This is a genomic window from Tepidibacillus sp. HK-1 (assembly GCF_001748485.2).
Classification (GTDB): domain Bacteria; phylum Bacillota; class Bacilli; order Tepidibacillales; family Tepidibacillaceae; genus Tepidibacillus_B; species Tepidibacillus_B infernus.
Window position 1 is genome coordinate 35,787 of record NZ_BDGM02000010.1, and the last position, 26,793, is coordinate 62,579.

Sequence of the window (26,793 nt, forward strand, 5' to 3'; positions counted from 1 at the left end):
TTGGATGAAATAGGAAGGAGTTGTATTACCGTTGAGACTATCTACTTCTCAAATAAATAATATAACGGTTCACTATTTGCAAACAAATAAATTCAAAACAAATACGATTGTTCTAAATATCGTCCAAGAGTTAACAGAAGAGGATGTTACAAAAATATCGTTGATCCCCAATATCTTGAAAAGAGGAACTGCTCATTTACTTTCAAATCAAATGATTCAAGAAAAATTAGATCAATTATATGGAGCATTATTCCATGTCAACGTCTTTAAAAGAGGAGAAAAGCAAATCGTCCAGTTTAATTTAGAAGTAGCAAACGAAAAGTTTATCAAAGAAGCAATAAATATATTAGCACAGTCCTTACACCTATTAAGTGATTTGTTAACAAATCCTTATACAGTGGATGAGGGGTTTAACCCTGATTTTGTCCAATCAGAAAAGCAATTATTAGCGAATCGTATCAATAGTATTTTGGATGATAAAATCCAATATGCTGAAATGAAGATGATCGATCATATGTGTAAGGAAGAAAGGTACCACCTTTTACCTGATGGGAAAATTGAAGACTTGGATCATATAACCGCTAAAAATTTGTATGACTTTTACCAGAGTTGGGTAAAAACTTCCCCTATTGATTTATTTATTGTAGGGGATTTTAACTCTGAAGAACTGTTACTAGAGATTCAGCGTCTGTTTCATATTAATCATCGTAAGGTGAAATCATTGTCTCCTACACAAGTACATGTACCCGTTAATCAAGAGAAAGTCATCGTTGAAGAGCTTGATGTGAAGCAAGGAAAATTAAACATTGGTTTAAGAACCTTTACAAGTATTCAAGATGATGATTATGTTGCATTGCTCTTATATAATGGAATCCTTGGTGGTTTTTCCCATTCTAAATTATTTGTTAATGTAAGGGAAAAAGCTAGTTTAGCCTATTATGCTGTTTCAAGATTGGATAGCCATAAAGGAATCATGACCATCCAAAGTGGAATTGAAATTGAAAATTATGATAAAGCAGTTCAGATCATTAAAGAGCAATTGAAATTGATGAAAGATGGGCAGATCTCTAACCAAGAATTTGAACAAACGAAGGCTGTTTTATCTAATCAATTAAGAGAGATGCTTGATCGTCCTAGACAGTTGATTGACTTTGAATATCATTCTGTATTAAGTCAAAAAAATCGATCTTTGGATCAAATATTAAAGGGAATTGAAAGAACAACCATTGATGAGATTACCCAAGTAGCTCAAAAAATCAAAATAGATACGATTTATTTTTTAAAAGATAGAAAGGACAGATCTTGATGGAAAAAATCTTTTTTGAACAATTAGCTGAAACAGTATACTCAGAACAGTTAACAAATGGATTACGTGTTTTTGTGCTCTCTAAAAAGGATTATCAAAAAACATATGCAACCTTTACGACTAGATATGGGTCGATTGATCGTTCTTTCAAGATAGATGGGCAGTTGTTTAATGTACCGGATGGTATTGCTCATTTTTTGGAGCACAAAATGTTTGAAGAAGAAGATGGGGATATTTTTAATCGTTTTGCAATGCAGGGAGCTCAAGTTAATGCTTTTACAAGCTTTGATCGAACTACCTATCTTTTCTCAAGCACACAAAACGTAAAGGAAAATCTTAACACCTTATTAGATTTTGTTCAACATCCTTATTTTACAGATGAAAATGTTGAGAAAGAAAAGGGAATTATCGCACAAGAAATAAGAATGTATGATGATAATCCAGATTGGAGACTTTATTTTGGATTAATTCAATCTTTGTATTCAAACCATCCCATTCATATTGATATTGCTGGGTCAGTAGAATCTATTTATCAAATCACAAAGGAACAATTAGATCTTTGTTATCAAACATTTTACCATCCAAGCAATATGGTACTTTTTATTGTTGGTGGAATTGATCCAATAGAAATTCTCAAAGTAGTTGAAGAAAATCAATCTCAAAAAGTCTTTACTAAAAGAAAAAAAGTTGAGCGAAATTACCCTCCACAAGATGCTGAAGTGAAAGATCGCAACAAGCTTCAGTTAACAGTTTCAATACCAAAAGTTTTAGTTGGATTTAAAGATCAACAAATTGGGTTAACTGGTAAAGATTTTTTAAAAAGAGAACTTGGTATTCAAATTTTGTTAGAAATGATCTTTGGTACTGGATCGGATTTATATCAGGAACTTCTTGATCAAGGATTAATTGATGAAGATTTTGGCTTTGAATATCAAATAGAGAATCAATATGGTTTTTCTTTAATTGGGGGTAATAGTAAGGATCCAGACAAATTTATCAATCGAGTGAAAGAGGTATTAGAAAAGAAAAAAACAGGTGGGTTAAATCTTGATGATTTTAATCGAGTTAAGAAAAAGAAAATTGGGGACTTCCTAAGGAAAATGAATTCCCCTGAATATATTGCAAACGAATTTACACGATATATTTTTAATGAAGCGATATTGTTTGATGTATTGCCAACTCTTGAGAGTTTAAACCTATCAGATATTACAGTTCAACTAGAACATTTCAATTTTGAGCAAATGGCTGTTTCAATTGTACATTCTTAGGGAAAGCTGAGGAGAAAAACGGGAATGAAAAATATAGCGTTAGTTACTGGTGCTTCAGGTACCATTGGCTCTGCAATTGCAAAACATTTACTACTGAATAATATCGAAGTTATTATGCAATATCACCAACATCTTGATCGAATAAAAGAAATAGAACAACAGTTTATTAATCATCAGGTTAGGTTGTGGACGATACAAGCAGATTTATCAACAATAGAAGGGATCAATAATCTGTTTTTACATATTGCCCGACTTGGGTTACATCCTAGTATTCTTATAAATGCAGCAGGAATTTCTCATTATGGTCTTATCCAAGATGTCAGTTTTAAGGAATGGCAAAAGGTCATTCATTCACATGTATTGAGTGCGTATTTTTGTTCACAAAAAGTGATTCCAGAAATGATAAAGAATAAATATGGGAGAATCGTTAATATTTCTTCAATCTGGGGTGAAAAAGGAGCAGCCAATGAAGTTTTATATTCAATGGCAAAAGGAGCAATCAATACATTCACGAAAGCGCTAGCAAAAGAACTTGCTCCTTCAGGCATTACCGTTAATGCAATTGCTCCAGGAATAGTGATGTCGGATATGATGGCGAATTTTTCTCAGCTGGAACTTGAGGAAATGAAGAAAGAGATACCACTTCAACGTTTTGCTAGTCCATCTGAAATTGCAGAATGGGTTTATCATTTTTTAGATTCAAATTCCGCTTACGTAACAGGTCAAATTATTCATATCGATGGTGGCTGGAATTAAGCTTTACATCAAGAAAGAAATCAATCGATGATTTTAATTGATCCAAATCTACTAATGTATTTGTGCAAGGACCTTCTGGGCGAGTGTTGGCAATTGCAAGCACTGGAATATGTGAAGGCACATCTTTTACTCCTGCGTACAGGTCACGTTCACAAGCAACAGCGATAATACCTTTTGACTTCTTTTCTTTTAATATTTCTCTCGCTTGCGACCCACCAGCTGCGATATGAAAGTTTAAATGATAACTTTTGGTAAGCTCTATAAGTTCTTCCCTCGTTTGCTTTGATAAGCAACGAGGGACTAAAATTAAAAGTTCATCTTTTGCAATCGGTTGATAGAGAATACGTGTCAAATGATTCCCAACCTGTAGCATGGAATGGACGATCCGATCGTATGAAAAACCTAATTTTTTTCCTATTCCTAATGAGATTTTGGTGATTATTAAATCTGCTAATTGTTTATCTTTGAGATAAAAAACAAAAGGTTTTTTCAACCATAATGTTAATAGAAACAAAATAAAATAAGTAAGGATAAGAACAGTTATACTGATTGTAAGCCAATTTATAAAATTATGAGTCATAAAATTAGATATATGAGGTCGTATAAAAAAATAGACTGTCCAAATCAACCCTAGTAAAAGGATATTTGTGAGTGAGACTAGAGATAAAAATAATTTCGAATCTGTTGCAAGATTCCCCTCATTTTGTTCAATTTGCCCATTCCAATTTTCCCATTCATCACCTAATCGTCTTGGTTTAAGTTCAACGTATTCTTGCTTAGAATTCATTTCATCAATCCCTTTCATTGTTAATATATCAATATTTTGTAACGTATTATTCTTTTTTATTCACCTTTTTTTGTATAAAATATGTTAAAAACATACATATTACAAAATGAACGGAAAAACTATCCGTAAAATTCTAAACAGGAGGTTAAAAAATCTATGTCAGTATTAGATAATTTTTCTAATTGGAAGAATTTTTTAAATGAACGGGTGGATCAAGCTCAAAAAATGGGAATGAATAATGAAACCATTTCTAATCTTGCATACCAGATAGGAGATTATTTAGCAGCACAAGTAGATCCAAAAAATAATGAAGAAAGATTATTAAAAGAATTATGGGATGCAAGTAACGAAGAGCAACAAAAAACATTAGCACAAGTTATGGTAAATATGGTTGATAAAAAACAATAATAAAAACCCTTCAAAAAATTGCCCCTCTGATGGGGCTTTTTTTTCAGTTTTTTTTTAAAATTAAAAGGAAATCTATCCATGATGTAGAATAACTCACAGTATGAAACTAAGCTGAGTGAGGTTTTAAAATGAATGTTGAACATCAATGGTATCTGGAATATCAAATTCATAAAAATAGGCCGGGACTATTAGGAGATATTTCTTCGATTTTGGGTATGATGTCTATTAACATTGTTACAATAAATGGAGTAGACCTGCAAAAAAGAGGAATGATTCTTCAAACGAATGACGAAGAGAAAATCAAATTATTAGGTGATGTGTTAAAATATATTGAAAATATTACAATCACTGCTTACAGGCCTCTAACTATACTCGATCGTCTTGCTGTAAGACACGGTCGGTATATTTGTAGGGATGTAACTGATAATAAAACATTTCGTTTTACTAGAGACGATCTAGGTTTATTAGTCGATTTCTTAAGCGAAATATTTAAGAAGCAAGGACATCAAGTAATTGGAATTAGAGGAATACCGAGAGTAGGAAAAACGGAATCTGTTGTAGCTGGTAGTGTCTCTGCGAATAAACGATGGACCTTTATCTCTTCTACATTACTTAGACAAACGGTTAGAAACCAATTAGCAGATGATGAATTTAACACAGATAATGTTTTTATTATTGATGGAATCGTATCTACTCTTCGATCTAATGAAAGACACCATTCATTAGTAAGAGAAATTATGAGAATGCCTGCAACAAAAGTAATTGAGCACCCAGATATTTTTATTAGAGAAACAGAATTTGACAATGATGATTTCGATTATATCATTGAACTACGCAATCATAATGATGAGGAAATCAGTTACGATTTGATCAACACAGGATTTTCATCTTTTGATATTAGTTAGAATGGAGGTGTATTTATGTCTGAATTAGGAAATATGCTTAAAGAAGTACGCATAAAAAAGGGGTATACAATTGAAGAGATACAAGAAATTACGAAGATACGTTCAAGATATATTCAGGCAATAGAAGATGGGAATTTGGATAAACTGCCAGGACAATTTTATGCCAAAGCCTTTATTAAAAGTTATGCAGAAGTATTGGAACTGGACCCAAGTGTGTTGGAAGAATACGAATCCTCGCTTAACTATTCAAAACCTGAGGAGATCACCATACACCAAGATTATCAATCCATGGCTGGACCTCCATCAAAATGGGGAAAATGGTTAGTTAAATCCCTTGTTTATATCTTAATAGGATTAATTTTATTGTTTATTTACAGGTTTATCGTTACCAATTTTGAAAAACAGCCAGAAACCATACCTGGGAAATCGATCGAGAAAATTGACTTTAGCACTACAGAACCACCACCTAAAAAACAGGAACAGGATCAAACTTCTACAAATAATGGGCAAAATTCAACAATAAATCCTGGAAAAGAAAACCAGCAAACAAAGTCTAATCTACAAATAACGAAGGTAAATTCTTCTACTTATAAAAATAGACCAATGGATGTATATGAAATTTTAGCACCAGTAAATGAAAAGGTGGAACTCCAATTAAAATTTATTGGAGAAAGTTGGTATGATATTCGTCAAGTTGATGCAAAGGGAAAACAGATCATGACAGGAATAATGAACAATGGCCAAGAAACTGAAAAAATAAAGTTAGACCAACCAATATGGGTTCATTTGGGTTATGCTGCTAATGTTGAACTCTATATAAACGATGAAAAAATAAAGGCAGGAATTGAAGATGGACCCAAATACATTTCTATAGTAAGGAAGGAACCTTCAACACAAGTAAATCAATAGGAACAGACTAGACCTAGGCCTCCTCTTTGAGGCCTTTTTGACACTTTTTTTTTCTTGTATTATACTTGGTGAAGAATTAAGGCTTGGTAGAAAGTTGGGGGAATGAATGAAGCAAAAAAAGGTGTCAATTGTTACTTTAGGGTGTGAAAAAAACTTAGTAGATTCTGAGATTATGTTAGGCTTAGTGGAAAAAGAGGGTTACTCCATTACACAAAATAAAGATGAAGCTGATGTTATTATTGTTAATACTTGTGGTTTTATTGATGCTTCTAAAGAAGAGTCAGTGAATACCATATTAGATATGGCAGATTACAAATCGACTGGGAGGTTAAAGTCGTTAATTGTTACAGGATGTCTAAGCCAACGATACAAAGAGGAATTATTAAAGGAAATGCCTGAAATTGACGGAATCGTTGGCACTGGTGACTTTGATCAAATAGTAGAAGTAATTAAAGACTCTTTAGCTGGGAAAAAACCAATTCTTATTGGTAATCCAGTATTTTCTTATGAACAATCTTTACCTCGAAAACGATCAACACCTTTTTATTCTGCTTATATCAAAATAGCTGAAGGTTGCGACCATTCTTGTACTTTTTGTGTGATTCCTTCATTAAGAGGAAAGTTTAGAAGTCGTGGAATTCCATCCATTATTAACGAAGCAAAAGATCTTGTTGCTCAAGGAGTTAAAGAAATTAGTATCATTGCACAAGATACTACATATTATGGGATGGATAAATATGATAAAATAATGTTACCGGAACTTATTAATGAATTATCAATGATTGAAGACTTAGAATGGATTCGCCTTCACTATCTGTATCCGGGATACTTTTCTGATGAACTAATTGAGCTTTTTGCAACGAACCCCAAGTTATGCAAATATATTGACATGCCATTACAACATAGTGAAGATCATATTCTAAAAAAAATGCGTAGACCTGGACAACAAACCGATATAAGGGCATTAATTGAAAAAATCCGCACTCGTGTTCCCGATGTTGCATTAAGAACCTCTATTATTGTTGGATTTCCAGGAGAAACTGAAGAGGATTTCCAATCGCTACTTCATTTTGTTCAGGAAGTTCAATTTGATCGCTTAGGGGTTTTTACTTATTCGGAAGAAGAAGGTTCCCCAGCAGCTCGCCTTCCTCAACAAGTCCCTCAAGATGTAAAAGAGAAGAGAGCAAATATTTTGATGGAAGTTCAGCGGGAAGTCGCAAAAAAAAGAAACGATCGTTTTATAGGTAAAGAATTAAAAGTATTATTAGAAAAATTTGACGAAAAAAGCCAAGTTTTTGTTGGTAGATCACAATTTGATGCTCCAGAAATTGATGGGGAAGTATTTGTGAGCATCAACAAGGCAAATATTGGAGATATCGTTAATGTGAAAATTACACATTCTTTTGAATTTGACCTCTTTGGGGAGGGTATAGAAAGTGAATCTTCCAAATAAAATTACACTTGCCAGAATTTTTTTAGTTCCACTAATCATGGTTTTTCTACTTATCAAATTTGATTTTGGAGAAATTATGATAGCTGGGAAAATTACAACATACAGTGAATTGATAGCGACGATCATCTTTATTATTGCAGCCAGTACAGATGGTTTAGATGGTTATATTGCTAGAAAAAGAAAGTTAGTTACGAACCTAGGGAAATTTTTAGATCCTTTGGCAGATAAATTACTAGTTACTGCTGCACTCATTTCCCTTGTTGAAATGCAACGTTTACCTGCTTGGATTGCTATTGTGATTATCAGTAGAGAATTTGCAGTCACTGGTTTACGCCTAGTTGCAGCAGCTGAAGGAAATGTGATTGCGGCAAGTAAACTTGGCAAATTAAAGACTGTGACACAAATTATTGCGATTGTCCTATTAATGCTTAACAATTTTCCATTTTCTTATTTTAATATTGCCGTAGACCAATGGATGATTTGGATTGCTGTTTTAATGACGATTCTTTCAGGTGTTGATTATTTTCTGAAAAATAGGCATGTGATTAGAATAACTAAACACAGTTAAGAAAAATAGTAGGTAATAGCCTACTATTATCTTTTGGAAATGGAAGGAAGGAAAACGGTCATGTTAAAAGGTGAGGTTATTGCAGTAGGAACAGAACTTTTGTTAGGGCAAATTGCAAATACAAATGCACAGTATATCTCGCAAAAAATGGCTGAATTAGGGGTTCCGATCTATTATCATGTAACTGTTGGAGATAACGGTGAGCGACTTAAAGAAGTCATTAAACAAGCTCAGACACGTTCAAACTTGATCATATTAACAGGTGGTTTAGGGCCTACACAAGATGATCTTACAAAAGAGAGTGCTGCAGAGTTGTTAAATCTTCGTATAGTCCTTGACGAGCCTTCATTTGCGAAGATCATTTCTTTTTTTGAACAGAGAAAGACCACAATGACAGAGAACAATAAAAAACAAGCAATGGTGATTGAAGGAAGTGAAATTTTTCCTAATGATCACGGTTTGGCTCCTGGTATTGCTGTTCAAAAGGAAGGAATTCATTATATTTTCCTTCCTGGACCCCCAAGTGAAATGAGACCAATGGTTGACCGATACCTTGTACCGTGGATAAAAAAACAATACCAAGGACATATTTTTTATTCCAAAGTGATGAGATTTATGGGAATCGGCGAATCAGCCCTTGAAGAAAGGATTGTTGACTTGATAGAAAAACAAGAGAACCCTACGATAGCACCCTTGGCAAAAGATGGGGAAGTAACTATTCGTTTAACAGCACATGCAAGTACAGAAAATGAAGCTTTAAGCATGATTGAACCGGTTGAAAATGAGATCCATCATCGTTTGAAAAATCACCATTATGCTAATGGTGAGGAAGGAATAGAAGAAGTTGTTTTTCACTTATTAGATCGCCTACAGTTAACCTTATCTGCTGCAGAAAGTTGTACAGGTGGATTGCTTGGAAGACAATTAACAAGGATTTCTGGAAGTTCAAAAGTATATAAAGGCGGGGTCATCTGTTACAATAATGAAATCAAACACCATATACTTCATGTGCCAATAGAAATTCTTGATAGTAAGGGTGCTGTAAGCATGGAGACTGCTGAAATTTTGGCAAATGAAAACCGTAAATTATTCAATACTGATCTATCTGTATCTATAACCGGTATTGCTGGTCCTGATCCGGTTGAAAATAAACCAGTTGGTTTGATTTATATTGGAATTAGTGAAAAAGGAAAGAACACGGTAGTAAAAGAAATCCATCTGTCTGGAAGTCGGACATTTATTCAGCTCCGGGCAGCCAAATATGCTTATTATTACTTATGGGAAAGACTAAAAGAAAGGTTGACATAAGATTTATGAATCAATTTTCACAATTATCGTTACAACAAGATATTAATCGAGCTATTCATGAGATGGGATTTGAAGAACCCTCTCCTATTCAGCAGGCATGTATTCCCGTCATATTAAAAGGTAAAGATGTAATTGGTCATGCTCAAACAGGTACAGGAAAAACAGCAGCATTTGGTATTCCAATCGTTCAACTCGTTACAAAACAACCAAAAGTTCAAAGTATTGTTCTTACTCCTACTCGAGAATTAGCAATTCAAGTATCAGAAGAACTGAGGAAAATTGCCAAATACAAACGACTTAAAGTATTGCCTATTTATGGAGGACAATCAATAGGACATCAAATTCGTGCACTTAAACAAGGAGTACATATTGTAATAGGTACACCTGGCAGAGTTCTAGACCATATACGTAAAAACACATTACAACTACAGGATGTAAAGATGTTTGTATTGGATGAAGCAGATGAAATGCTAGACATGGGTTTTATTGATGATATTGAAGAAATCATTCGTAAGACACCTAATGATCGACAGACATTATTATTCTCAGCAACCATGCCATATGAAATTAAAAAACTAGCAAATCGCTACTTAAAAAATCCTGAAGTTATATCTATGAACAGAGGTGAAGTCACAGCACCTTCTATTGAACAAGTTTATTATAAAGTTTTGGAAAATAATAAATTAGATAGTCTATGTCGGATTATCGATCATCACGAAGTAGATTTAGGTATTATCTTTTGTCGAACCAAAAAGACTGTGGATGAGCTAACTGAATCATTGCTTGCAAGGGGATATATTGTCGATGGTTTGCATGGGGACTTAAGCCAAAATCAACGGGACAAAGTGATGAAGAGATTTAGGGAAAAAACAATTGAATTTTTAATTGCGACAGATGTTGCTGCTCGGGGAATAGATGTCGGGAACGTATCTCATGTTATTAACTATGATATCCCACAAGATCCTGAAAGTTATGTCCATCGCATAGGTAGAACAGGAAGAGCTGGAAAGACTGGTATTGCCATTACTCTTGTGACACCAAGGGAAATCAAATTGTTGAAAACAATTGAACAAGAAGTAAAAAATAAAATCACCCCACAGGAATTACCTACTATTGAAGAACTAAAATTGATTCAACAGAAACAATGGAAAAAACAATTGATTGATATAATAGAAAACAATCAAGAGAAGTTAGCAGATTTTAACCTTTTATTGGACGAGTTAGCGCAACAATATGATTGGAAAGAAATTGTTTCTGCTGCATTCAACTTGGCTTTTGTAGATAAATTTCTTTCCCAAAGTGTTCAAGATGAATACGATTTTGGAGAAACAGGTGCGAGACCTGGAATGGTTAGGTTTTTTATGAATATAGGACGAAATGTAGAGTTAACTCCGAAAGAGATTGTTCATATGATTTCAGAGGAGGTTGATATACCAGCACAATCGATTGGTAAAATCAACATTTTTGAAAAATTTTCATTTATTGAGGTTCCTGAGGAAGTAGCTCCATTTGTATATGAGGCTTTAAGATATTCAAGAGTAAATGGATATCGAATTGTTTTAGAGCCTGCTAGACCTAAATCACAAAAAGTTTAGTTAAACAGCAAGAGAATAAACGTTCGTAAAAAACTCTTGTATATTTTTTAAATTCGGTATAAGATAAGTTTAAAGAGTGGTAGAAAATATTTTAGAAAAGGGGAGAAGACGGTGAGTGATCGTAAAGCTGCATTAGACATGGCGTTACGTCAAATAGAAAAACAATTTGGAAAAGGCTCCATTATGAAACTCGGGGAAGCCCATGCAGCCATGCAAGTTGAAACTGTATCAAGTGGATCTTTGGCTTTAGATATTGCTTTAGGCATTGGTGGATATCCAAAAGGACGTATCATTGAGTTATATGGCCCTGAATCCTCAGGTAAAACAACTGTTGCTTTGCATGCAATTGCAGAAGTTCAAAAAATTGGTGGACAAGCTGCATTTATTGATGCTGAACATGCTTTAGACCCTCAGTATGCCAGGAATTTAGGAGTTAATATTGATGAACTTTTACTTTCCCAACCTGATACTGGTGAACAAGCTTTGGAGATTGCTGAAGCTTTAGTACGTAGTGGTGCAGTTGATATTATTGTTATCGACTCAGTTGCAGCCTTAGTCCCAAAAGCTGAGATTGAAGGCGAAATGGGTGATTCTCATGTAGGATTACAAGCAAGGTTAATGTCTCAGGCTTTAAGAAAATTATCAGGAGCTATTAGTAAATCAAAAACAATCGCTATTTTTATTAACCAAATTCGTGAAAAAGTTGGAGTGATGTTTGGCAACCCTGAAACAACACCTGGGGGTAGAGCATTAAAATTCTACAGCAGTGTTCGCTTAGAGGTTAGACGAGCTGAAACGATCAAACAAGGTAATGATATGGTGGGTAACAAGACAAAAATAAAAGTTGTAAAAAATAAGGTTGCTCCGCCATTTAAACAAGCTGACGTAGACATAATGTACGGTGAAGGTATTTCTAAAGAAGGTAGTTTATTAGATATCGGTTCGGATTTGGATATTATTGTAAAAAGTGGTGCGTGGTATTCTTTTAATGATGAGCGTCTTGGACAAGGCAGGGAAAATGCGAAACAATATCTAAAAGAGCATCCAGAGATTGCCGAATCAATAGAACAGAAGATAAGAGAATATCACAGTTTAGGTAAGGCTGTTTCTAAAAGTGCAACGGAAGAAGAGGAAGAAGAAGCATTATTTGAAGTCTAAATGGGTATAGAATAAAGCACCTTTTTAAGGGTGCTTTATTTAATAATATTATTTTTTCTAGTGGTGAACGAGATGTCAAAATTAAAGATGATAACTAAAGTAGAACAGCAAAAAAATAACGCTAAGCGTTTTAATATTTATTTAGATGAACATTATGCATTTTCTGTTCACGAAGATATCTTAATCTCTTTTCGACTACTTAAAGGCAAAGAAATAGATGAAGAACTATTTATTAAAATCTTAGAAGAAGAAGAAAAGAATAAAATCAGGCAAAAAGCTTTGAAATATCTAAGTTATAGACATAGAACTGAAAAGCAAGTAAAACAACATTTGTTGGAACAAGGGTATGAGTTTGAACTTGTTCTCCATGTCATACGCCAATTAGAAGAACAGAAATGGATAAATGATAAACAATATGCAAATCAATTTGTTGAGCAAAGGATTCGTTTAAAACCGAGGGGGAAAAAATTAATAGCTTTAGAATTAAAAAGTAAAGGGTTAAATGATGAAGATATTGAAGAATCTTTAAATCAAATCGATGATGAAAAAGAATACCAGCTAGCATTACAATTAGCGAAAAAAAAGGTACATCAGTATCTTCATCTAGAATGGCATCAAGTTCAAAAGAAATTAGCATTTTTTTTGCAGAGAAAAGGGTTTTCCTATCCCATTATTAACCAAGTACTCCAAGAATTAAAGGATTGGTTTTTTGGACATCTTGACAACTATTCGCATGAATAATACAATTATGGTGCATATCTAGATTTGATATGATTATCATTTTCATATTTTTGTAAATTCTAGTTGAATAAGAAAAGATGAAATGAACGAGTTCAAAGGCCGAGCTGGGATCGGTCTTGTTTTTTAGGTAAGCAAAAGGAGGTGAACGTTATGGATTTTACAGAGATCGCCCTTTTGCTTGCGTCAACAACTGCAGGAATAGGTGTAGGTTATTTTATTCGCCGGTCCATTGCAGAAGCGAAGATCTCCAGTGCTGAGGAAGCAGCGAAACAAATCGTAGAAACAGCAAAGAAAGATGCTGAAGCTTCTAAAAAGGAAGTGATTTTAGAAGCAAAGGATGAGGTTCATAAGCTTAGAAGTGAAGCTGATCGAGATATTCGTGAACGCAGAAACGAAATTCAACGTCTAGAAAGAAGGTTATTGCAAAAAGAAGAAACCTTAGACAAAAAAATAGAATCGTTGGAGCGTAAAGAAGAAACTCTGAATCAAAAGGAGAAAAACATATTAGAGACGCGAGCAAAAGTTGAAGAATTATTACAGGAACAAGTTGCGGAATTAGAGAGAATCTCCGGACTAAGTACAGAAGAAGCAAAGCAAATGATCCTGGATAATGTTGAACGCGAAGTACGTCATGATGCTACTATGATGGTAAAAGAGATCGAGCAACAAGCTCGTGAGGAAGCAGATAAGAAAGCAAGAGAGATTATCACCACGGCTATACAACGTTGTGCAGCTGACCATGTTGCTGAAACCACAGTTTCCGTTGTAGCTCTTCCAAATGACGAAATGAAGGGTCGTATTATAGGGAGAGAAGGTAGAAATATTAGAGCCCTAGAAACTTTAACAGGGATCGACCTTATCATAGATGATACCCCTGAAGCAGTTATTCTTTCAGGATTTGACCCGATTCGACGTGAAATCGCAAGAACGGCATTGGAAAAGTTGGTAGCGGATGGTCGAATTCATCCAGCACGAATTGAAGAAATGGTTGAAAAGGCACGTAAAGAAGTTGATGAGCGAATTCGTGAATATGGTGAACAGGCCACTTTTGAAGTTGGGGTGCATAATTTACATCCTGACTTAATTAAAATCTTAGGACGACTTAAATTCAGAACAAGTTATGGTCAAAATGTATTGAAGCATTCGATAGAAGTTGCCCATCTATGCGGACTTATGGCTACCGAATTAGGTGAAGATGTTACATTAGCAAAACGAGCAGGATTACTTCATGATATTGGAAAGGCGATCGACCATGAAGTTGAAGGATCTCATGTTGAGATTGGGGTAGAGTTAGCGAAGAAATATAATGAACATCCTGTAGTGGTAAATGGTATTGCATCCCATCATGGAGATGTAGAGCCTACTTCAATTATCGCGGTATTAGTAGGGGCAGCAGATGCGCTTTCTGCCGCAAGACCTGGCGCGAGAAGAGAGACTCTTGAAACTTATATCAAACGATTAGAGAAATTAGAAGAGATATCAGAATCCTTTGATGGCGTGGAAAAGTCTTATGCTATACAAGCTGGTAGAGAAGTTAGAATAATGGTTAATCCAGAGCATATTGATGATAATGAATCCTATATTCTTGCTAGAAATATTACAAAACGAATCGAAAATGAGCTCGATTATCCTGGGCATATCAAAGTAACCGTAATTAGGGAGACAAGAGCTGTAGAATATGCAAAATAAAGTGGCGAATGCCACTTTATTTTTTTCAGATATGATTCAGTTATGATATTGTATAAAAAGGTATGATTAGTAAATGATTTTAAGATGGTATACATAAAATCAAGGAGTGAAAATCGTTGAGAATTTTATTTTTTGGTGATATTGTCGGTTCGATTGGGAGATCTGCTTTAAAAGATCATTTATTGAAAATTAAGGAGAGATATCAACCGCATATCATCATAGCAAATGCTGAGAATGCAGCTTCAGGAAGGGGCATTAATAAGAAAATTGTAAAAGAATTCTTCGAATTGGGGATTCATGTGCTCACGATGGGAAATCACACATGGGATCAGAAAGAGATTTATGAGTTTATTGATGATTATAAAAATTTAATACGGCCTGCTAACTTTCCTATCGGGACACCGGGAAATGGATACACAATTATCAACTTTAATGCATATAAATTAGCAGTAATCAATATTCAAGGAAGAACTTTCTTGCCTCCTTTAGATTGTCCATTCCGAAAGGCAAATGAAATTATAGAAAAAATTAAAAGTATAACCCCAAATATCATTGTCGACTTCCATGCAGAAGCGACATCTGAAAAACAAGCAATGGGTTGGTATTTAGACGGTCTAGTTTCTGCAGTTGTTGGTACACATACCCATGTCCAAACAGCTGATGATCGAATTCTACCAAAAGGTACAGCTTATATTACAGATATCGGAATGGTTGGCTCTTATGATGGGATCCTTGGTATGAGTAAAGAAGCTGTAATTGATAAATTTCTTACGTCTTTACCACAAAGGTTTGAAGTTGACAAGAATGGAAGGTGGCAAATCAATGCCGTTATGATCGAACTTAATTCTGATACTGGCAAAGCAAAAAGTATAGAAAGAATTCGAATTGATCAAGAACATCCGTTATGGAATATGTAATGAAAGTTATTCGAAATTTTTTGATATTTTTCTTGGACTAGAAGGAATTTTTTAAGTATTGAACGAATATATATCATAGTAGTGTTCATCATCCATCATTCAAGGAGGGTTACAATCCATGGAAGTATTAAAAGTTTCAGCAAAATCTAGCCCCAACTCTGTTGCTGGTGCACTAGCTGGGGTGCTACGCGAACGTGGTGCCGCTGAGATTCAAGCGATTGGTGCAGGTGCACTTAATCAAGCTGTAAAAGCAGTAGCAATTGCTAGAGGTTTCGTTGCACCAAGTGGTGTTGACCTTATTTGCATCCCTGCATTTACAGATATTGTGATTGATGGCGAAGAAAGAACCGCTATTAAGTTGATCGTTGAGCCTAGATAAGTCCGACATTGAGAACCTGTTTTCCCCAAGGAAGACAGGTTTTTCTCCGTGTTTAGGAAAATGGAATGAAAAAAAACCTCAAGAAAGGAAAGAAATAAATTGATCATTGATGCGCACACAGATGTCCTTTGGAAAATGTTAAATCATCCAGATATTGATTTTTATGAGGCAAGCAATCAATTAGATGTGAACTTTCCCAATATGGAAAAGGGAAATATCGACGTTCAGGTATTCGCTATTTTTGTTTCAACTTATTCTAAGACGTCTAGGTTTTCCATTGCTATGCAATCCATAGATGATTTTTATGAAAAGATTTTAAGACCTAATCAAATTCAATTAGCTACTAATTTTAAACAAATTGAATCCGGTTTAAAATTAGGGAGAAAAATAGCTTTATTATCACTAGAGGGTGCTGAAGCAATCGAAGGAGATTTGAGAAAACTAAGAGCCTTTTATCGTCTTGGTGTGAGAGCAATGGGTTTAACATGGAATCATGCTAATGAGGTTGCTGATGGAGTTGGAGAATCTAGAAATGGAGGGCTTACCTCGTTTGGCAGACTTGTTGTAGAAGAAATGAATCGCTTAGGAATGATGATCGATGTTTCCCATTTATCTGAAACAGGGTTTTGGGAGGTTATTGAATTAACCAAAGCTCCTATTATTGCCTCACATTCAAATAGTAGACAAATTTGCAACCACCCAAGGAATTTAACAGATGAACAAATTCAAGCAATCATCGAAAATGGTGGTATGATCGGGGTTACCTTTGTTAGAGATTTTACAGCTCATAAGGAAGACCCAAATATTGAGGATTTAGTCAAACACATTGAACATATTGCAGAATTAGGGGGAATATCGAATATTGGATTAGGTTCCGATTTTGATGGTGCAACTCCAGTAGTTGGTTTGGAAAACGCCAGCAGAATAAATTGTTTAACGAATGTATTATCTAAACATTACCCAGATGATCAGGTGCAAGGCATTTTAGGTAAGAATTGGTTAAATTATTATAAAAAAATCTTATAATAATTACTAAACATTATTAAATATTGCGAAAAATGTAAAGATTCTTTGAAATAATGAGGAAATAACCGTTGATTTTAGAAAATAAGCAATATATTTTGTTCCTGCATCTTCTAAAAACAAATACAATATTGTAAACGGTTTGCATTTTTCTTGAATAAAGCATACACTTGAATAAGTTTCAGGTAATTGTAGATGTGAGGTGAAGGGGAGAAATTGAAAAAATAGTAGTTTCATAGAAACAGTTTTTATTTAACCATTTCAAAGGGGTGGAGAAAATGATTAATCAACTTTCTTGGAAAGTTGGCGGACAGCAAGGGGAAGGAATTGATAGTACAGGGGAAATTTTTGCTATTGCATTAAATCGTTTAGGATATCATTTATTTGGTTATCGTCATTTTTCATCCAGAATTAAAGGTGGTCATACAAACTATAAAATTCGTGTAAGCACTGAATCTATGAGAGCGATTTCAGACGACTTAGATATTTTAATAGCTTTTGATCAAGAAACCATTGATTTGAACAGTAAGGAATTACGAAATGGTGGCGTCTTAATCGCAGATTCTAAATTTAATCCAGTTGTGACAAAAGAAAATATTCGTTTCTTTTCAGTCCCAATCACTGAAATTGCCCAGAATCTTGGTACTTCATTGATGAAAAACATGGTTGCTCTTGGTGCAACAAGTGCATTGCTGGGTTTACCTACAGAGATATTTAAAGAAATAGTAGAAGAAATGTTTTTGAAGAAAGGTCAAGAAGTTGTAAATAAAAATATGGAAGCACTTAATCAAGGTGCAGAATTTATCAATAAAGAAACAAATGGACCCTTAGAGGATTTTCAACTTGCCAAAGCAGATGGGAAAAAGCGGCTCTTTATGACTGGTAATGAGGCTGTTGCACTCGGATGTATTTCAGCTGGAGTTCGCTTTATGTCAGCTTATCCAATTACACCTGCAACTGAAGTAATGGAATATTTGATTAAAAAATTGCCTCAGTTGAATGGTTCAGTTGTCCAAACTGAAGATGAAATAGCTGCTATTACGATGGCCATCGGTGCATCATATGGTGGTGCCCGTTCAATGACATCTACTTCTGGACCTGGTCTTTCTTTGATGCAGGAAGCAATCGGTTTAGCTGGTATTACAGAGACTCCTATTGTTATTATCGATGTGCAAAGAGGAGGCCCAAGTACAGGCTTACCCACAAAAAATGAACAAAGTGACTTTAATGCGGCTCTCTACGGAAGTCATGGAGAAATTCCAAAAATTGTAATTGCACCAAACTCTGTTGAGGATGCATTCTATGATACAGTGCAAGCTTTTAATTTAGCTGATCAATATCAATGTCCTGTTATTGTGCTTACAGACTTAGCGTTAGGTATGGGGAAACAAACGGTGGAACCTCTAGATTATGATCGGATAGAAATTGATCGTGGCAAATTCTTAGGAAATGAAGAATTACCCGAATTGGAAGGCCCAATGTATAAGAGATATTTATTTACTGAGGATGGAATTTCTCCACGTGTCATTCCAGGTCAAAAACATGGTATTCATCATGTAACTGGAGTTGAACATGCTGAAACTGGAAGCCCTTCAGAAAATCCATTAAATCGTAAAAAGATGATGGATAAACGTCTAAATAAAATTAAGAATGTTAAATTTAATACCCCTGTTTATACTAATGCGATGCATGATAATGCAGACCTATTAATTGTTGGTATTGGATCAACCCAAGGTGTTATTGCTGAAGCAATTGGTCGTTTAGAAAATGAAGGATTAAAAGTAAACCAAGCACATATTCGTTTGGTTGCACCATTCCCTAAGGATGAAATGAAAGCGTTAATGAGTAAAGCAAAAAAAGTAATTGTTGTTGAGAACAACGGTACAGGCCAAATTGCTAACTTGATCAAATTAAATGTTGGGATGGCTGAAAAAATTCAAAGTCTCTTAAAATATGATGGTAATCCATTCTTACCTTCGGAAATTTATAATGGATGTAAGGGGTTGATGTAAATGGCAACATTTAAAGATTTTCGTAATGATATCAAACCAAACTGGTGTCCAGGCTGTGGAGATTTTGCTGTTCAGGCTGCTATTCAAAGAGCTGCAGCAAATATAGGAATAGAACCAGAAAATTTTGCTATTGTATCTGGAATTGGTTGTTCAGGGCGTATTTCCGGCTATATTAATGCTTATGGATTTCATGGTATCCATGGTCGTGCCCTTCCTATTGCACAAGGCTTAAAAATGGCAAATCGTGAATTAACGGTTTTAGCAGCTGGTGGTGATGGAGATGGATTTGCGATTGGAACCAACCATACCATTCATTCGATTCGTAGAAATATTGATATTACTTATGTGGTTATGGATAACCAAATTTATGGTCTAACAAAAGGTCAAACATCACCAAGAAGTGCTTTTGGTACAAAAACAAAAAGTACGCCAAAGGGATCAATTGAACCATCAATTCGACCTCTAGAATTAGCCATCTCAGCTGGAGCAGGATTTGTAGCACAAGGATTTTCAGGAGATTTAGCACAATTAACTAAAATAATTGAAGAAGGTATGAAGCATAAAGGCTTTGCTTTTATCAATGTTTTTAGTCCTTGTGTAACTTTTAATAAGGTTAATACTTATGAATGGTTTAAAGAAAATATTATAAATCTTGATAACGATCCGGATTTTGATTCTTCTAACCGTTCATTGGCAGTGCAAAAGGTAATGGAACATGATGGATTGGTAACCGGTATTATTTATAAAGACAGCGAAAGAGAATCTTATGAAAATTTAGTTCCTAATTTTAAACAAACACCACTTATTAAGCAAGATATGAGCTTATCGCGGGAAGATTTTACATCTTTTTTAAAGGAATTTGAATAAGAAAATAGTTGAATAAAATAAAAGACCACCTTTTGGTGGTCTTTTATTTATAATATAAGAGGGTCAAGTAAAGGGTATTTCTCCCTATATCTAGGATATCCAAACTTTTGCTCATTTATACAAAAAAAGAATTATTTTTCGTATAAATTGATATGATATTCAAAATATAAGCTTGTATTTCATTCGGTTTAATTTGTCATCTTGATAAAAAATAAGGTATAATATGTATTGGTTTTTTTTCATCACATATTAGGAAGGAGTTTTCATGATGAAAGTACCTGTAGGTATTTCCAATCGTCATATTCATCTCTCACGTAAAGATTTAGATATTCTATTTGGTGAAGGGTACGAGTTAACTGTACTCAAAGACCTATCCCAACCAGGTCAATTTGCTTCAGAAGAAGTTGTTACCATCGAAGGGCCAAAAGGAAAAATCAATAATATTCGTATTCTTGGACCGGTTAGAAAAGAAACACAAATTGAAATCTCAAGAACAGATAGTTTTGTTTTAGGGGTCAAACCACCTGTTCGTGATTCAGGCTATCTTGAAGGTACTCCAGGGGTTAAGGTTATTGGCCCAAAAGGAGAAGTTGAATTAGAAAAAGGTGTAATTATTGCTGCTCGCCATATTCATTTTCATACAACAGATGCCGAAAAATTTGGTGTAAGAGATCAAGATCGTTTACGTGTAGTTGTTGAAGGTGAACGTGGAGTTATTTTTGAAAATGTTTTGGCAAGGGTATCTCCTAATTATGCTTTAGATTTCCATGTAGATACAGATGAAGGGAATGCAGCTGGATTAAAAAATGGAGATATGGTTGAAGTATTAAAATATGAGGAATAAGATGAAAGCTTCCTATAAGGGAGCTTTTTCTCTAAGGGGGATTACAAATGAAGGTAACTGTTATAGGTTATCAATCACCATATCCTGGACCAGATCACGCCGGTCCTGGTTTTTTGTTAGAGCATGAGAAAAAGTATTATTTAATTGACGTAGGAAGTGGAGTACTTTCTCGTTTACAAAAAATGATTGATTTAAATAAACTAGATGCTGTCTTTATTTCACATTTACATCATGATCATATGAGCGATTTTCTTGTTCTTCAATACGCAATTCAAATGCAATTTATTATGGAAAGAAGGACAAAGCCATTACCAGTTTATTTTCCTGGCATTCCAAATCAAATTGCAGATCTGATCCCTTTTCAACATTTTATTGATCCACATATCATTGATGAGCAAACATTGTTATATTTAAATGACTTAGAAATTTCTTTTTTACGTACAGAGCATGCAGTACCTTGTTTTGCTATGAAATTTAAAACGAGGGAAAAAACTTTTGTTTATGGCGCAGATTCTGGCACCGGTACAAAGTGGTCTCCTTTTGCAGACCAAACAGATTTACTTATTTTAGAATGTACATATATGCAAAAAGACAGGCCTGCACGACCATCAGCCCATTTGGCAACATCTGATGTGGCAGAGATTAGCCAATGGTTAAAACCGAAACAGCTATTATTAACCCATTTTTATCCTAAGTATGATCCAAAGGAAATTGAAAAAGAAGTAGTTGACTATGGTGTTTTAGGAACGTTACATCTACCTGAGTTTGGAAAGGTTGTATTTGTCTAATGACTTTGTTTCATATCTTAACCTTTGCTCAAAACTTATTAAAGGAAAGAGTTCAGACTGGCGACATCGTGGTTGATTGCACCTGCGGAAACGGAAATGATACCCTTTTTTTAGCTCAATTGGTAGGAAAGAGTGGGAAAGTATATGGTTTTGACATCCAGCAACAAGCTATAGAAAAAACGAAGGAGTTATTAAAAGAGCACCAACTTTTAGATCAAGTTAAATGCATTCAAGACAGTCATGAGCACATAACACAATGGATTAACGAACCAATCACTGCAGCTATGTTTAACTTAGGATATTTACCAGGAGGAGACAAAAAAATAACAACCCATTATGATACGACAATTAAAGCGATAGAAGGTCTACTTCCTTTATTAAAGGTTAACGGATTGATTACCATAGCTCTTTATGTTGGACACGATGTGGGAAATGAAGCGAAAGAAGTAGAAAAGTTTTTAATGAGTCTGCCGCAAAAGCAATTTTCTGTATTAAAATATCAGTTTATTAACCAAGTTAACTTCCCCCCCTATTTGATTGTAGTCGAAAAGAAAAAATAATATTTTATAAAAGTAATGAAAAGAGAGTTATACTTTCTTTATTGGATCAAAAAGCAGCAGCCTACCGACTGCTGCTTTTCTTCTACCTATCCTTCATTAGGGGAGCCAACTTTCATTTTAAAACTAGGTTTTTTTCCTTTTAAACCTTCATTATGCTCAGGAAAATATTGATATCTTTGTGATTTAGCTTCTCTAGCTCGTGGCCTTCCAACAGGCTTATAGAATTCAGTCGCAAATTCTTCTCTAGCAAAATCTCTTTTGTTATGAAAGATATCATTATGGTTAGGCATATTTTTCCCCCTCTAGAATGGTATATCTATATTCTTCCCGTCTACATAATACTCATACGAACAGCCAATGAATTCCTTTAACTACGCATGAAAAATATGATATAATAATCATCGTGACTTCAAAAACAAAATTCTGAATTTGACATAAAAGGAGGTATTTAAATGGCAAAGGAGAATCCAACGGACTTAAAATCCGAACAGGATGTTTCAAAGTATTTTATTCCCCCTGATTTAAAAAAGGCAAAAAAACGTGGTAAAGAAGATGTAAAAGTGATTAGGGATTTTGATATTCCTGAAGATATGCAAAAAATTGGAAAAGGTAAGTATTATTTAGTTCGTACCTATGGGTGTCAAATGAACGCACATGACTCTGAAACAATGGCTGGTATTTTTGAAGCGATGGGATATCAAGAAACTGAAGAAGAAAATCAAGCGGATGTCATCCTTTTTAATACGTGTGCTATCCGCGAAAATGCTGAAGATAAGGTTTTTGGTGAACTAGGTAGACTTAAACACTTAAAATTAGAAAAACCTGATTTGATTTTAGGTGTGGCAGGATGTATGTCACAAGAAGAAAAAGTGGTCAATAAAATTCTTAAGTCATACCAACATGTAGATTTAATTTTTGGAACCCACAATATTCATCGTCTTCCAGATTTGTTAAGGGACGCTTTATTCAACAAAGAACTGGTTGTTGAGGTATGGTCTAAAGAGGGAGATATTATTGAACAGATGCCAAAGGTCAGGGAAAATGGCCTAAAAGCATGGGTAAATATCATGTATGGCTGTGATAAGTTTTGTACGTATTGTATCGTCCCCTATACTCGTGGAAAAGAGCGTAGCAGACGACCTGAGGACGTCATTGCAGAAGTACGAGAGCTTGCGCGTCAAGGCTATAAGGAAATAACGTTATTGGGACAAAATGTGAATGCGTATGGGAAAGATTTAGAAATTGATTATGGTTTTGGACATTTGTTGGATGACTTAAGAAAAATTGATGTTCCTAGAATTCGGTTTATGACAAGCCATCCAAGAGATTTCGATGACTATCTGATTGAAGTATTGGCGAAAAGAGGAAATTTAGTTGAGCATATTCATCTGCCATTCCAATCGGGTAATACTGAAGTTTTAAAAAAGATGGCAAGAAAATATTCTAGGGAACAATATCTTGAGTTAGTGAATAAAATTAAGAAGGCAATCCCAGATGTGGTATTAACCACAGATATCATTGTTGGATTCCCGGGAGAAACGGAAGAACAATTCCAAGACACCTTATCCTTGGTAGAGGAAGTAGGTTTTGATTCTGCTTATACTTTTATCTATTCTCCTCGTGCAGGTACTCCCGCAGCTATAATGGAGGACAGTATCCCGGAAGAAGTAAAAAAAGACCGTCTTCAACGCTTAAATAATCTGCAGAACAGAATAAGCCGTGAGCGGAATGAAGTATTAAAGGATCAAATTGTTGAAGTATTAGTTGAAGGTGAAAGTAAAAATGACCCCGAGGTCTTATCTGGTAGAACAAGAACGAATAAGTTAGTCAACTTTAAAGGGGATAAATCGCTAATTGGCCAAATGATTGATGTGCGAATTACGGAACCACAGACTTGGACTTTGAAAGGTGAAATTGTAGCTATGCCTTTAAAGGAGGAAATTCTTGATGTCGCAAATGGATAGGGAACAAATTCTTGAAAAAGTGAAGGAATTGGCCAATTCAATTTGTGAACAAGAGGAGATTCAAATTTATCAAAAAGCTGAACGTCAGATAAAGCACCATAGAAGAATACAGGAATTGATTGTTTTAATAAAAAAGAAACAACAGGAGTTAGTCAATGCAAAACATTTAAAAAAAACAAATTATATAAAACAACTTGAAAATGAATTAGATCTATTAAATAATGAACTTCATTCGATTCCCTTAGTTAGTCAATACCAACAAAATCAACGGGAGATTAACAGATATCTTCAATCAATTATTAAGCTTTTGAAGGAACAAATTTCAGATCAACTTTTATTCGATGAGGATGATCTTCCAAACCCGGAACTCGATCAGGTTTTTCAGTTGAAACTTTGACACCTACAGATCTTTCTGTAGGTTTTTTTATTGGTTTCTTTCACCATAGACATATGCCCTGCATACTATTAATTGAGAATCGATTGAGGAGGGTACAAAATGTTGCATACAGAAAAAGACCTGCAATGTCGAGAAATAATCACTAAAGCGGTCTGTGGTAAAGGACGAAAGTTCTCTAAAGCAACACATACCATAGTTCTCGATAACAAACCATCTAATATTCTAGGAAGCTGGGCAATTAACCATTCCTTTGAAGCTGAAAAAGTTGGCGACATGATTGAAGTAGTAGGTACTTATGATATCAACTTATGGTATTCATATGCGAATAATACGAAAACAACAGTAGCTACAGAAACAGTTTCTTATGTTGAACAAGTACCACTATCTTATCTAGATAGTAACTGCACAAATAATCATCTAGAGGTCTCAGCAATAGCTACTCAAGCTCCTACATGCATAGATGCCAAAATCGCATCAAATGGAAATGCAGTCATGGTGGAAGTAGAGAGGGAGTTTTTAGTTGAAATTGTAGGGGAAACGAAAGTTTGTGTTGTGATTTGCCCAGGAGATTGTGACGACGACAAAGGATTCTTACTTGATGATGAAGATGTGGACACAGATGAAGCAGAAGATTTAGATCCATCTTTTATCATTGATGACTTAGAGTAATGAGAGTGGTAAAAAGAGGGGGGGAATCTCCCTCTTTTTTCACTATTTGTCATGTTTCTGAATATGATAACGTTGTATCCCTAGAAAAATGGGGGAAAAAACATGACATTTATGTATTATGAAGAAATTCAAAAAAAGGAAAGTAACATGGGACTGTTAAATAAAAAGGCTCATTTTATAACCATTGATAATAATGGACTAATACAACAATTTAAACATTTAAATATTCATGGTATCAATACAATGTTAATAACAGACAAAAATGGAATAGAAAGGTTCAGAAGATTAAATTTTAAAAATATCTATCTTATTCCAGTATTCCAACAAAAAATTCTTACTTTTTTTAAACAAAAGCAAAAGAATACCACAAATTGGAGTAATAATGATATTTTCCAACAAAAAGGAAAAAAAGTGATTGAAGAAATTCCTAAGCTGAATACAAAAAGAGAACAAAGAATAATAAGTGAAATTGCCATTCGAGCAGTTTATGCTCTTAATCTAGATTATGCTTTAGTGAAAGTAGGGGTAACTGTTGGTGAAAAACCATGGATTTTATATGTAAATCCTACAATTGAAGGCAATGAAAAAATTGAAGAATTATTTAACGTGGCCATTCAAGAGTTCCTGACAAAATGGAATCAGTTATTAAGTGCTTCTTCCTATAAAGTAACCCTTGGAGCTGATCCTGAATTTGTTTTAAGAGGACCAAGTGGACAGTTGATTTTAGCATCGCAATATTTACCTAAGAAAGGATTGGTAGGCTGTGATGATATATGGACGAATCACGATCGTTCACAACTGCCATTAGGTGAATTTAGACCAATTCCTAGTGAAGATCCAAAGAAATTATTGATTAATCTTTATAGAACAATGTTATTAGGAAGTAAAAAGATAAGAAATACCCATGTTGAATGGTTAGCAGGAGCTTTACCAATTAAAGGGTATCCAATAGGTGGGCACGTTCATTTTAGTCATATTTGGCTTAATTCTTTTCTTTTAAGGGCTTTAGATAATTATTTGACTTTACCTATTTTTTTACTAGAAGACCCAAATGGAAAAGGTAGACGGCCGAAATATGGATTTTTAGGTGATTATAGGGAACAGTTTCATGGTGGGTTTGAATATCGTACCTTACCAAGCTGGATTGTTTCGCCAACGATTACGAAAGGGGTATTTGCTTTAGCCAAAATAATTGCTGAGAACTATATATACCTTTACCAAAATCCATTACAAGAAATTGAAATACAGCGAGCCTATTATGAAGGAGATAAAGATGCAATCAGGCCTGTGGTTGAAGGATTATGGGAAGAATTAAAACAACTTAAGGACTATACAACATATCAATCCTATCTAAATCCATTAAAGAATTTAATCGATCGTGATTATTCTTGGGATGAAAATAAAGATATTAGAAAGCTATGGAAGCTCCCGCCATATCATAAATAACGTATTTTGAATCATCCACCACAAAACAAATTATATGTTATAATAAAAAGCATAAAATTGTATGTTTTAATGGAGG

The 26,793-nt window shown here is 34.5% G+C and carries 27 protein-coding genes; 25 read left to right on the forward strand and 2 right to left on the reverse strand.

Features of this window, described 5'->3' with window-relative positions:
* Positions 1-31 precede the first annotated feature (31 nt).
* Genes yfmF through ymfI form a run of 3 tightly spaced genes read left to right on the forward strand, consistent with a single transcriptional unit; the run spans position 32 to position 3,330 of the window.
* Positions 32-1,306 carry an EF-P 5-aminopentanol modification-associated protein YfmF gene (gene yfmF, locus BEN26_RS06705; RefSeq protein ID WP_069799974.1) on the forward strand — a complete coding sequence of 425 codons (1,275 nt, stop codon included), beginning with the start codon at positions 32-34 and terminating at the stop codon, positions 1,304-1,306.
* On the forward strand, positions 1,306-2,574 hold the full coding sequence (gene yfmH, locus BEN26_RS06710; protein ID WP_069799976.1) for an EF-P 5-aminopentanol modification-associated protein YfmH: 1,269 nt from the start codon (positions 1,306-1,308) through the stop codon (positions 2,572-2,574). Before yfmF ends, yfmH begins: the two co-directional genes overlap by 1 nt.
* A 24-nt stretch (positions 2,575-2,598) precedes the next feature.
* The gene (gene ymfI / locus BEN26_RS06715; RefSeq protein ID WP_068723969.1) at positions 2,599-3,330 is read left to right on the forward strand and encodes an elongation factor P 5-aminopentanone reductase; all 732 of its coding nucleotides are present in this window, start codon (positions 2,599-2,601) and stop codon (positions 3,328-3,330) included.
* On the opposite strand, the gene BEN26_RS06720 is transcribed toward ymfI, so the two are convergent.
* Complete coding sequence (locus tag BEN26_RS06720; RefSeq protein ID WP_068723972.1) at positions 3,302-4,117, reverse strand: DUF116 domain-containing protein; 816 nt, start codon at positions 4,115-4,117, stop codon at positions 3,302-3,304. The two genes, ymfI and BEN26_RS06720, sit on opposite strands and share 29 nt — an antisense overlap.
* Before the next feature lie 156 nt (positions 4,118-4,273).
* On the opposite strand from BEN26_RS06720, the gene BEN26_RS06725 reads away from it, so the two are divergent.
* The 18 genes from BEN26_RS06725 to mnmM all read left to right on the forward strand — a co-directional run bounded on the left by BEN26_RS06725 (position 4,274) and on the right by mnmM (position 22,241).
* Entirely contained in the window at positions 4,274-4,525 is a 252-nt protein-coding gene (locus tag BEN26_RS06725) for a DUF3243 domain-containing protein (RefSeq protein WP_068723974.1), read from the forward strand.
* A 128-nt stretch (positions 4,526-4,653) separates the two neighbouring features.
* Positions 4,654-5,430, forward strand: coding sequence for a DUF3388 domain-containing protein (locus tag BEN26_RS06730; protein ID WP_068723976.1), 777 nt, complete (start codon positions 4,654-4,656; stop codon positions 5,428-5,430).
* A gap of 15 nt (positions 5,431-5,445) precedes the next feature.
* Entirely contained in the window at positions 5,446-6,339 is an 894-nt protein-coding gene (locus tag BEN26_RS06735) for a helix-turn-helix domain-containing protein (protein WP_068723978.1), read from the forward strand.
* 106 nt (positions 6,340-6,445) lie between these two features.
* Positions 6,446-7,792, forward strand: a complete 1,347-nt coding sequence (rimO, locus tag BEN26_RS06740) for a 30S ribosomal protein S12 methylthiotransferase RimO (protein ID WP_069799978.1) — start codon at positions 6,446-6,448, stop codon at positions 7,790-7,792.
* Complete coding sequence (pgsA, locus tag BEN26_RS06745) at positions 7,776-8,360, forward strand: CDP-diacylglycerol--glycerol-3-phosphate 3-phosphatidyltransferase (RefSeq protein WP_068723984.1); 585 nt, start codon at positions 7,776-7,778, stop codon at positions 8,358-8,360. Before rimO ends, pgsA begins: the two co-directional genes overlap by 17 nt.
* Before the next feature lie 60 nt (positions 8,361-8,420).
* Entirely contained in the window at positions 8,421-9,668 is a 1,248-nt protein-coding gene (locus tag BEN26_RS06750; protein ID WP_069799980.1) for a competence/damage-inducible protein A, read from the forward strand.
* Between the two features lie 5 nt (positions 9,669-9,673).
* Positions 9,674-11,263: a DEAD/DEAH box helicase gene (locus BEN26_RS06755; RefSeq protein WP_068723988.1), complete on the forward strand. Its 1,590-nt coding sequence runs from the start codon at positions 9,674-9,676 to the stop codon at positions 11,261-11,263.
* 111 nt (positions 11,264-11,374) lie between these two features.
* The gene (gene recA / locus BEN26_RS06760; RefSeq protein ID WP_068723990.1) at positions 11,375-12,421 is read left to right on the forward strand and encodes a recombinase RecA; all 1,047 of its coding nucleotides are present in this window, start codon (positions 11,375-11,377) and stop codon (positions 12,419-12,421) included.
* A gap of 72 nt (positions 12,422-12,493) precedes the next feature.
* Complete coding sequence (locus BEN26_RS06765; RefSeq protein ID WP_069799982.1) at positions 12,494-13,162, forward strand: RecX family transcriptional regulator; 669 nt, start codon at positions 12,494-12,496, stop codon at positions 13,160-13,162.
* A 150-nt stretch (positions 13,163-13,312) separates the two neighbouring features.
* Positions 13,313-14,851 carry a ribonuclease Y gene (gene rny / locus BEN26_RS06770; protein WP_068723995.1) on the forward strand — a complete coding sequence of 513 codons (1,539 nt, stop codon included), beginning with the start codon at positions 13,313-13,315 and terminating at the stop codon, positions 14,849-14,851.
* A 116-nt stretch (positions 14,852-14,967) separates the two neighbouring features.
* Positions 14,968-15,768, forward strand: coding sequence for a TIGR00282 family metallophosphoesterase (locus BEN26_RS06775; RefSeq protein WP_068723997.1), 801 nt, complete (start codon positions 14,968-14,970; stop codon positions 15,766-15,768).
* A gap of 118 nt (positions 15,769-15,886) precedes the next feature.
* On the forward strand, positions 15,887-16,147 hold the full coding sequence (gene spoVS, locus BEN26_RS06780) for a stage V sporulation protein SpoVS (protein ID WP_068723999.1): 261 nt from the start codon (positions 15,887-15,889) through the stop codon (positions 16,145-16,147).
* Positions 16,148-16,246: 99 nt separating this feature from the next.
* Complete coding sequence (locus BEN26_RS06785) at positions 16,247-17,173, forward strand: dipeptidase (RefSeq protein WP_069799984.1); 927 nt, start codon at positions 16,247-16,249, stop codon at positions 17,171-17,173.
* A 275-nt stretch (positions 17,174-17,448) separates the two neighbouring features.
* Positions 17,449-19,182, forward strand: coding sequence for a 2-oxoacid:acceptor oxidoreductase subunit alpha (locus BEN26_RS06790; RefSeq protein ID WP_181482232.1), 1,734 nt, complete (start codon positions 17,449-17,451; stop codon positions 19,180-19,182).
* A complete protein-coding gene (locus tag BEN26_RS06795; RefSeq protein ID WP_068724001.1) occupies positions 19,183-20,049 on the forward strand; it encodes a 2-oxoacid:ferredoxin oxidoreductase subunit beta in 867 nt (288 codons plus the stop codon).
* Between the two features lie 265 nt (positions 20,050-20,314).
* Positions 20,315-20,893, forward strand: a complete 579-nt coding sequence (gene pduL, locus BEN26_RS06800) for a phosphate propanoyltransferase (RefSeq protein ID WP_068724004.1) — start codon at positions 20,315-20,317, stop codon at positions 20,891-20,893.
* Between the two features lie 47 nt (positions 20,894-20,940).
* Positions 20,941-21,681 (forward strand): MBL fold metallo-hydrolase, encoded by a 741-nt coding sequence (locus BEN26_RS06805; protein WP_068724006.1) that lies wholly within the window; start codon positions 20,941-20,943, stop codon positions 21,679-21,681.
* Positions 21,681-22,241 (forward strand): tRNA 5-(aminomethyl)-2-thiouridylate-methyltransferase MnmM, encoded by a 561-nt coding sequence (gene mnmM, locus BEN26_RS06810; RefSeq protein WP_069799985.1) that lies wholly within the window; start codon positions 21,681-21,683, stop codon positions 22,239-22,241. The genes BEN26_RS06805 and mnmM overlap by 1 nt, the downstream gene beginning before the upstream one ends.
* Before the next feature lie 86 nt (positions 22,242-22,327).
* Here the strand turns inward: mnmM and BEN26_RS06815 are convergent, their stop codons facing one another.
* The gene (locus tag BEN26_RS06815; RefSeq protein WP_068724010.1) at positions 22,328-22,531 is read right to left on the reverse strand and encodes a hypothetical protein; all 204 of its coding nucleotides are present in this window, start codon (positions 22,529-22,531) and stop codon (positions 22,328-22,330) included.
* Positions 22,532-22,693: 162 nt separating this feature from the next.
* Between BEN26_RS06815 and miaB the strand changes: the two genes are divergently transcribed.
* The 4 genes from miaB (at position 22,694) to BEN26_RS06835 (ending at position 26,717) form a co-directional block, all read left to right on the forward strand.
* Positions 22,694-24,205 carry a tRNA (N6-isopentenyl adenosine(37)-C2)-methylthiotransferase MiaB gene (miaB, locus tag BEN26_RS06820; protein WP_069799987.1) on the forward strand — a complete coding sequence of 504 codons (1,512 nt, stop codon included), beginning with the start codon at positions 22,694-22,696 and terminating at the stop codon, positions 24,203-24,205.
* On the forward strand, positions 24,189-24,602 hold the full coding sequence (locus BEN26_RS06825) for a YlbF family regulator (RefSeq protein ID WP_068724015.1): 414 nt from the start codon (positions 24,189-24,191) through the stop codon (positions 24,600-24,602). Before miaB ends, BEN26_RS06825 begins: the two co-directional genes overlap by 17 nt.
* Before the next feature lie 99 nt (positions 24,603-24,701).
* The gene (gene cotE, locus BEN26_RS06830) at positions 24,702-25,271 is read left to right on the forward strand and encodes an outer spore coat protein CotE (RefSeq protein WP_069799989.1); all 570 of its coding nucleotides are present in this window, start codon (positions 24,702-24,704) and stop codon (positions 25,269-25,271) included.
* Positions 25,272-25,373: 102 nt separating this feature from the next.
* Positions 25,374-26,717 carry a putative amidoligase domain-containing protein gene (locus BEN26_RS06835; protein WP_069799991.1) on the forward strand — a complete coding sequence of 448 codons (1,344 nt, stop codon included), beginning with the start codon at positions 25,374-25,376 and terminating at the stop codon, positions 26,715-26,717.
* Positions 26,718-26,793: the final 76 nt, after the last annotated feature.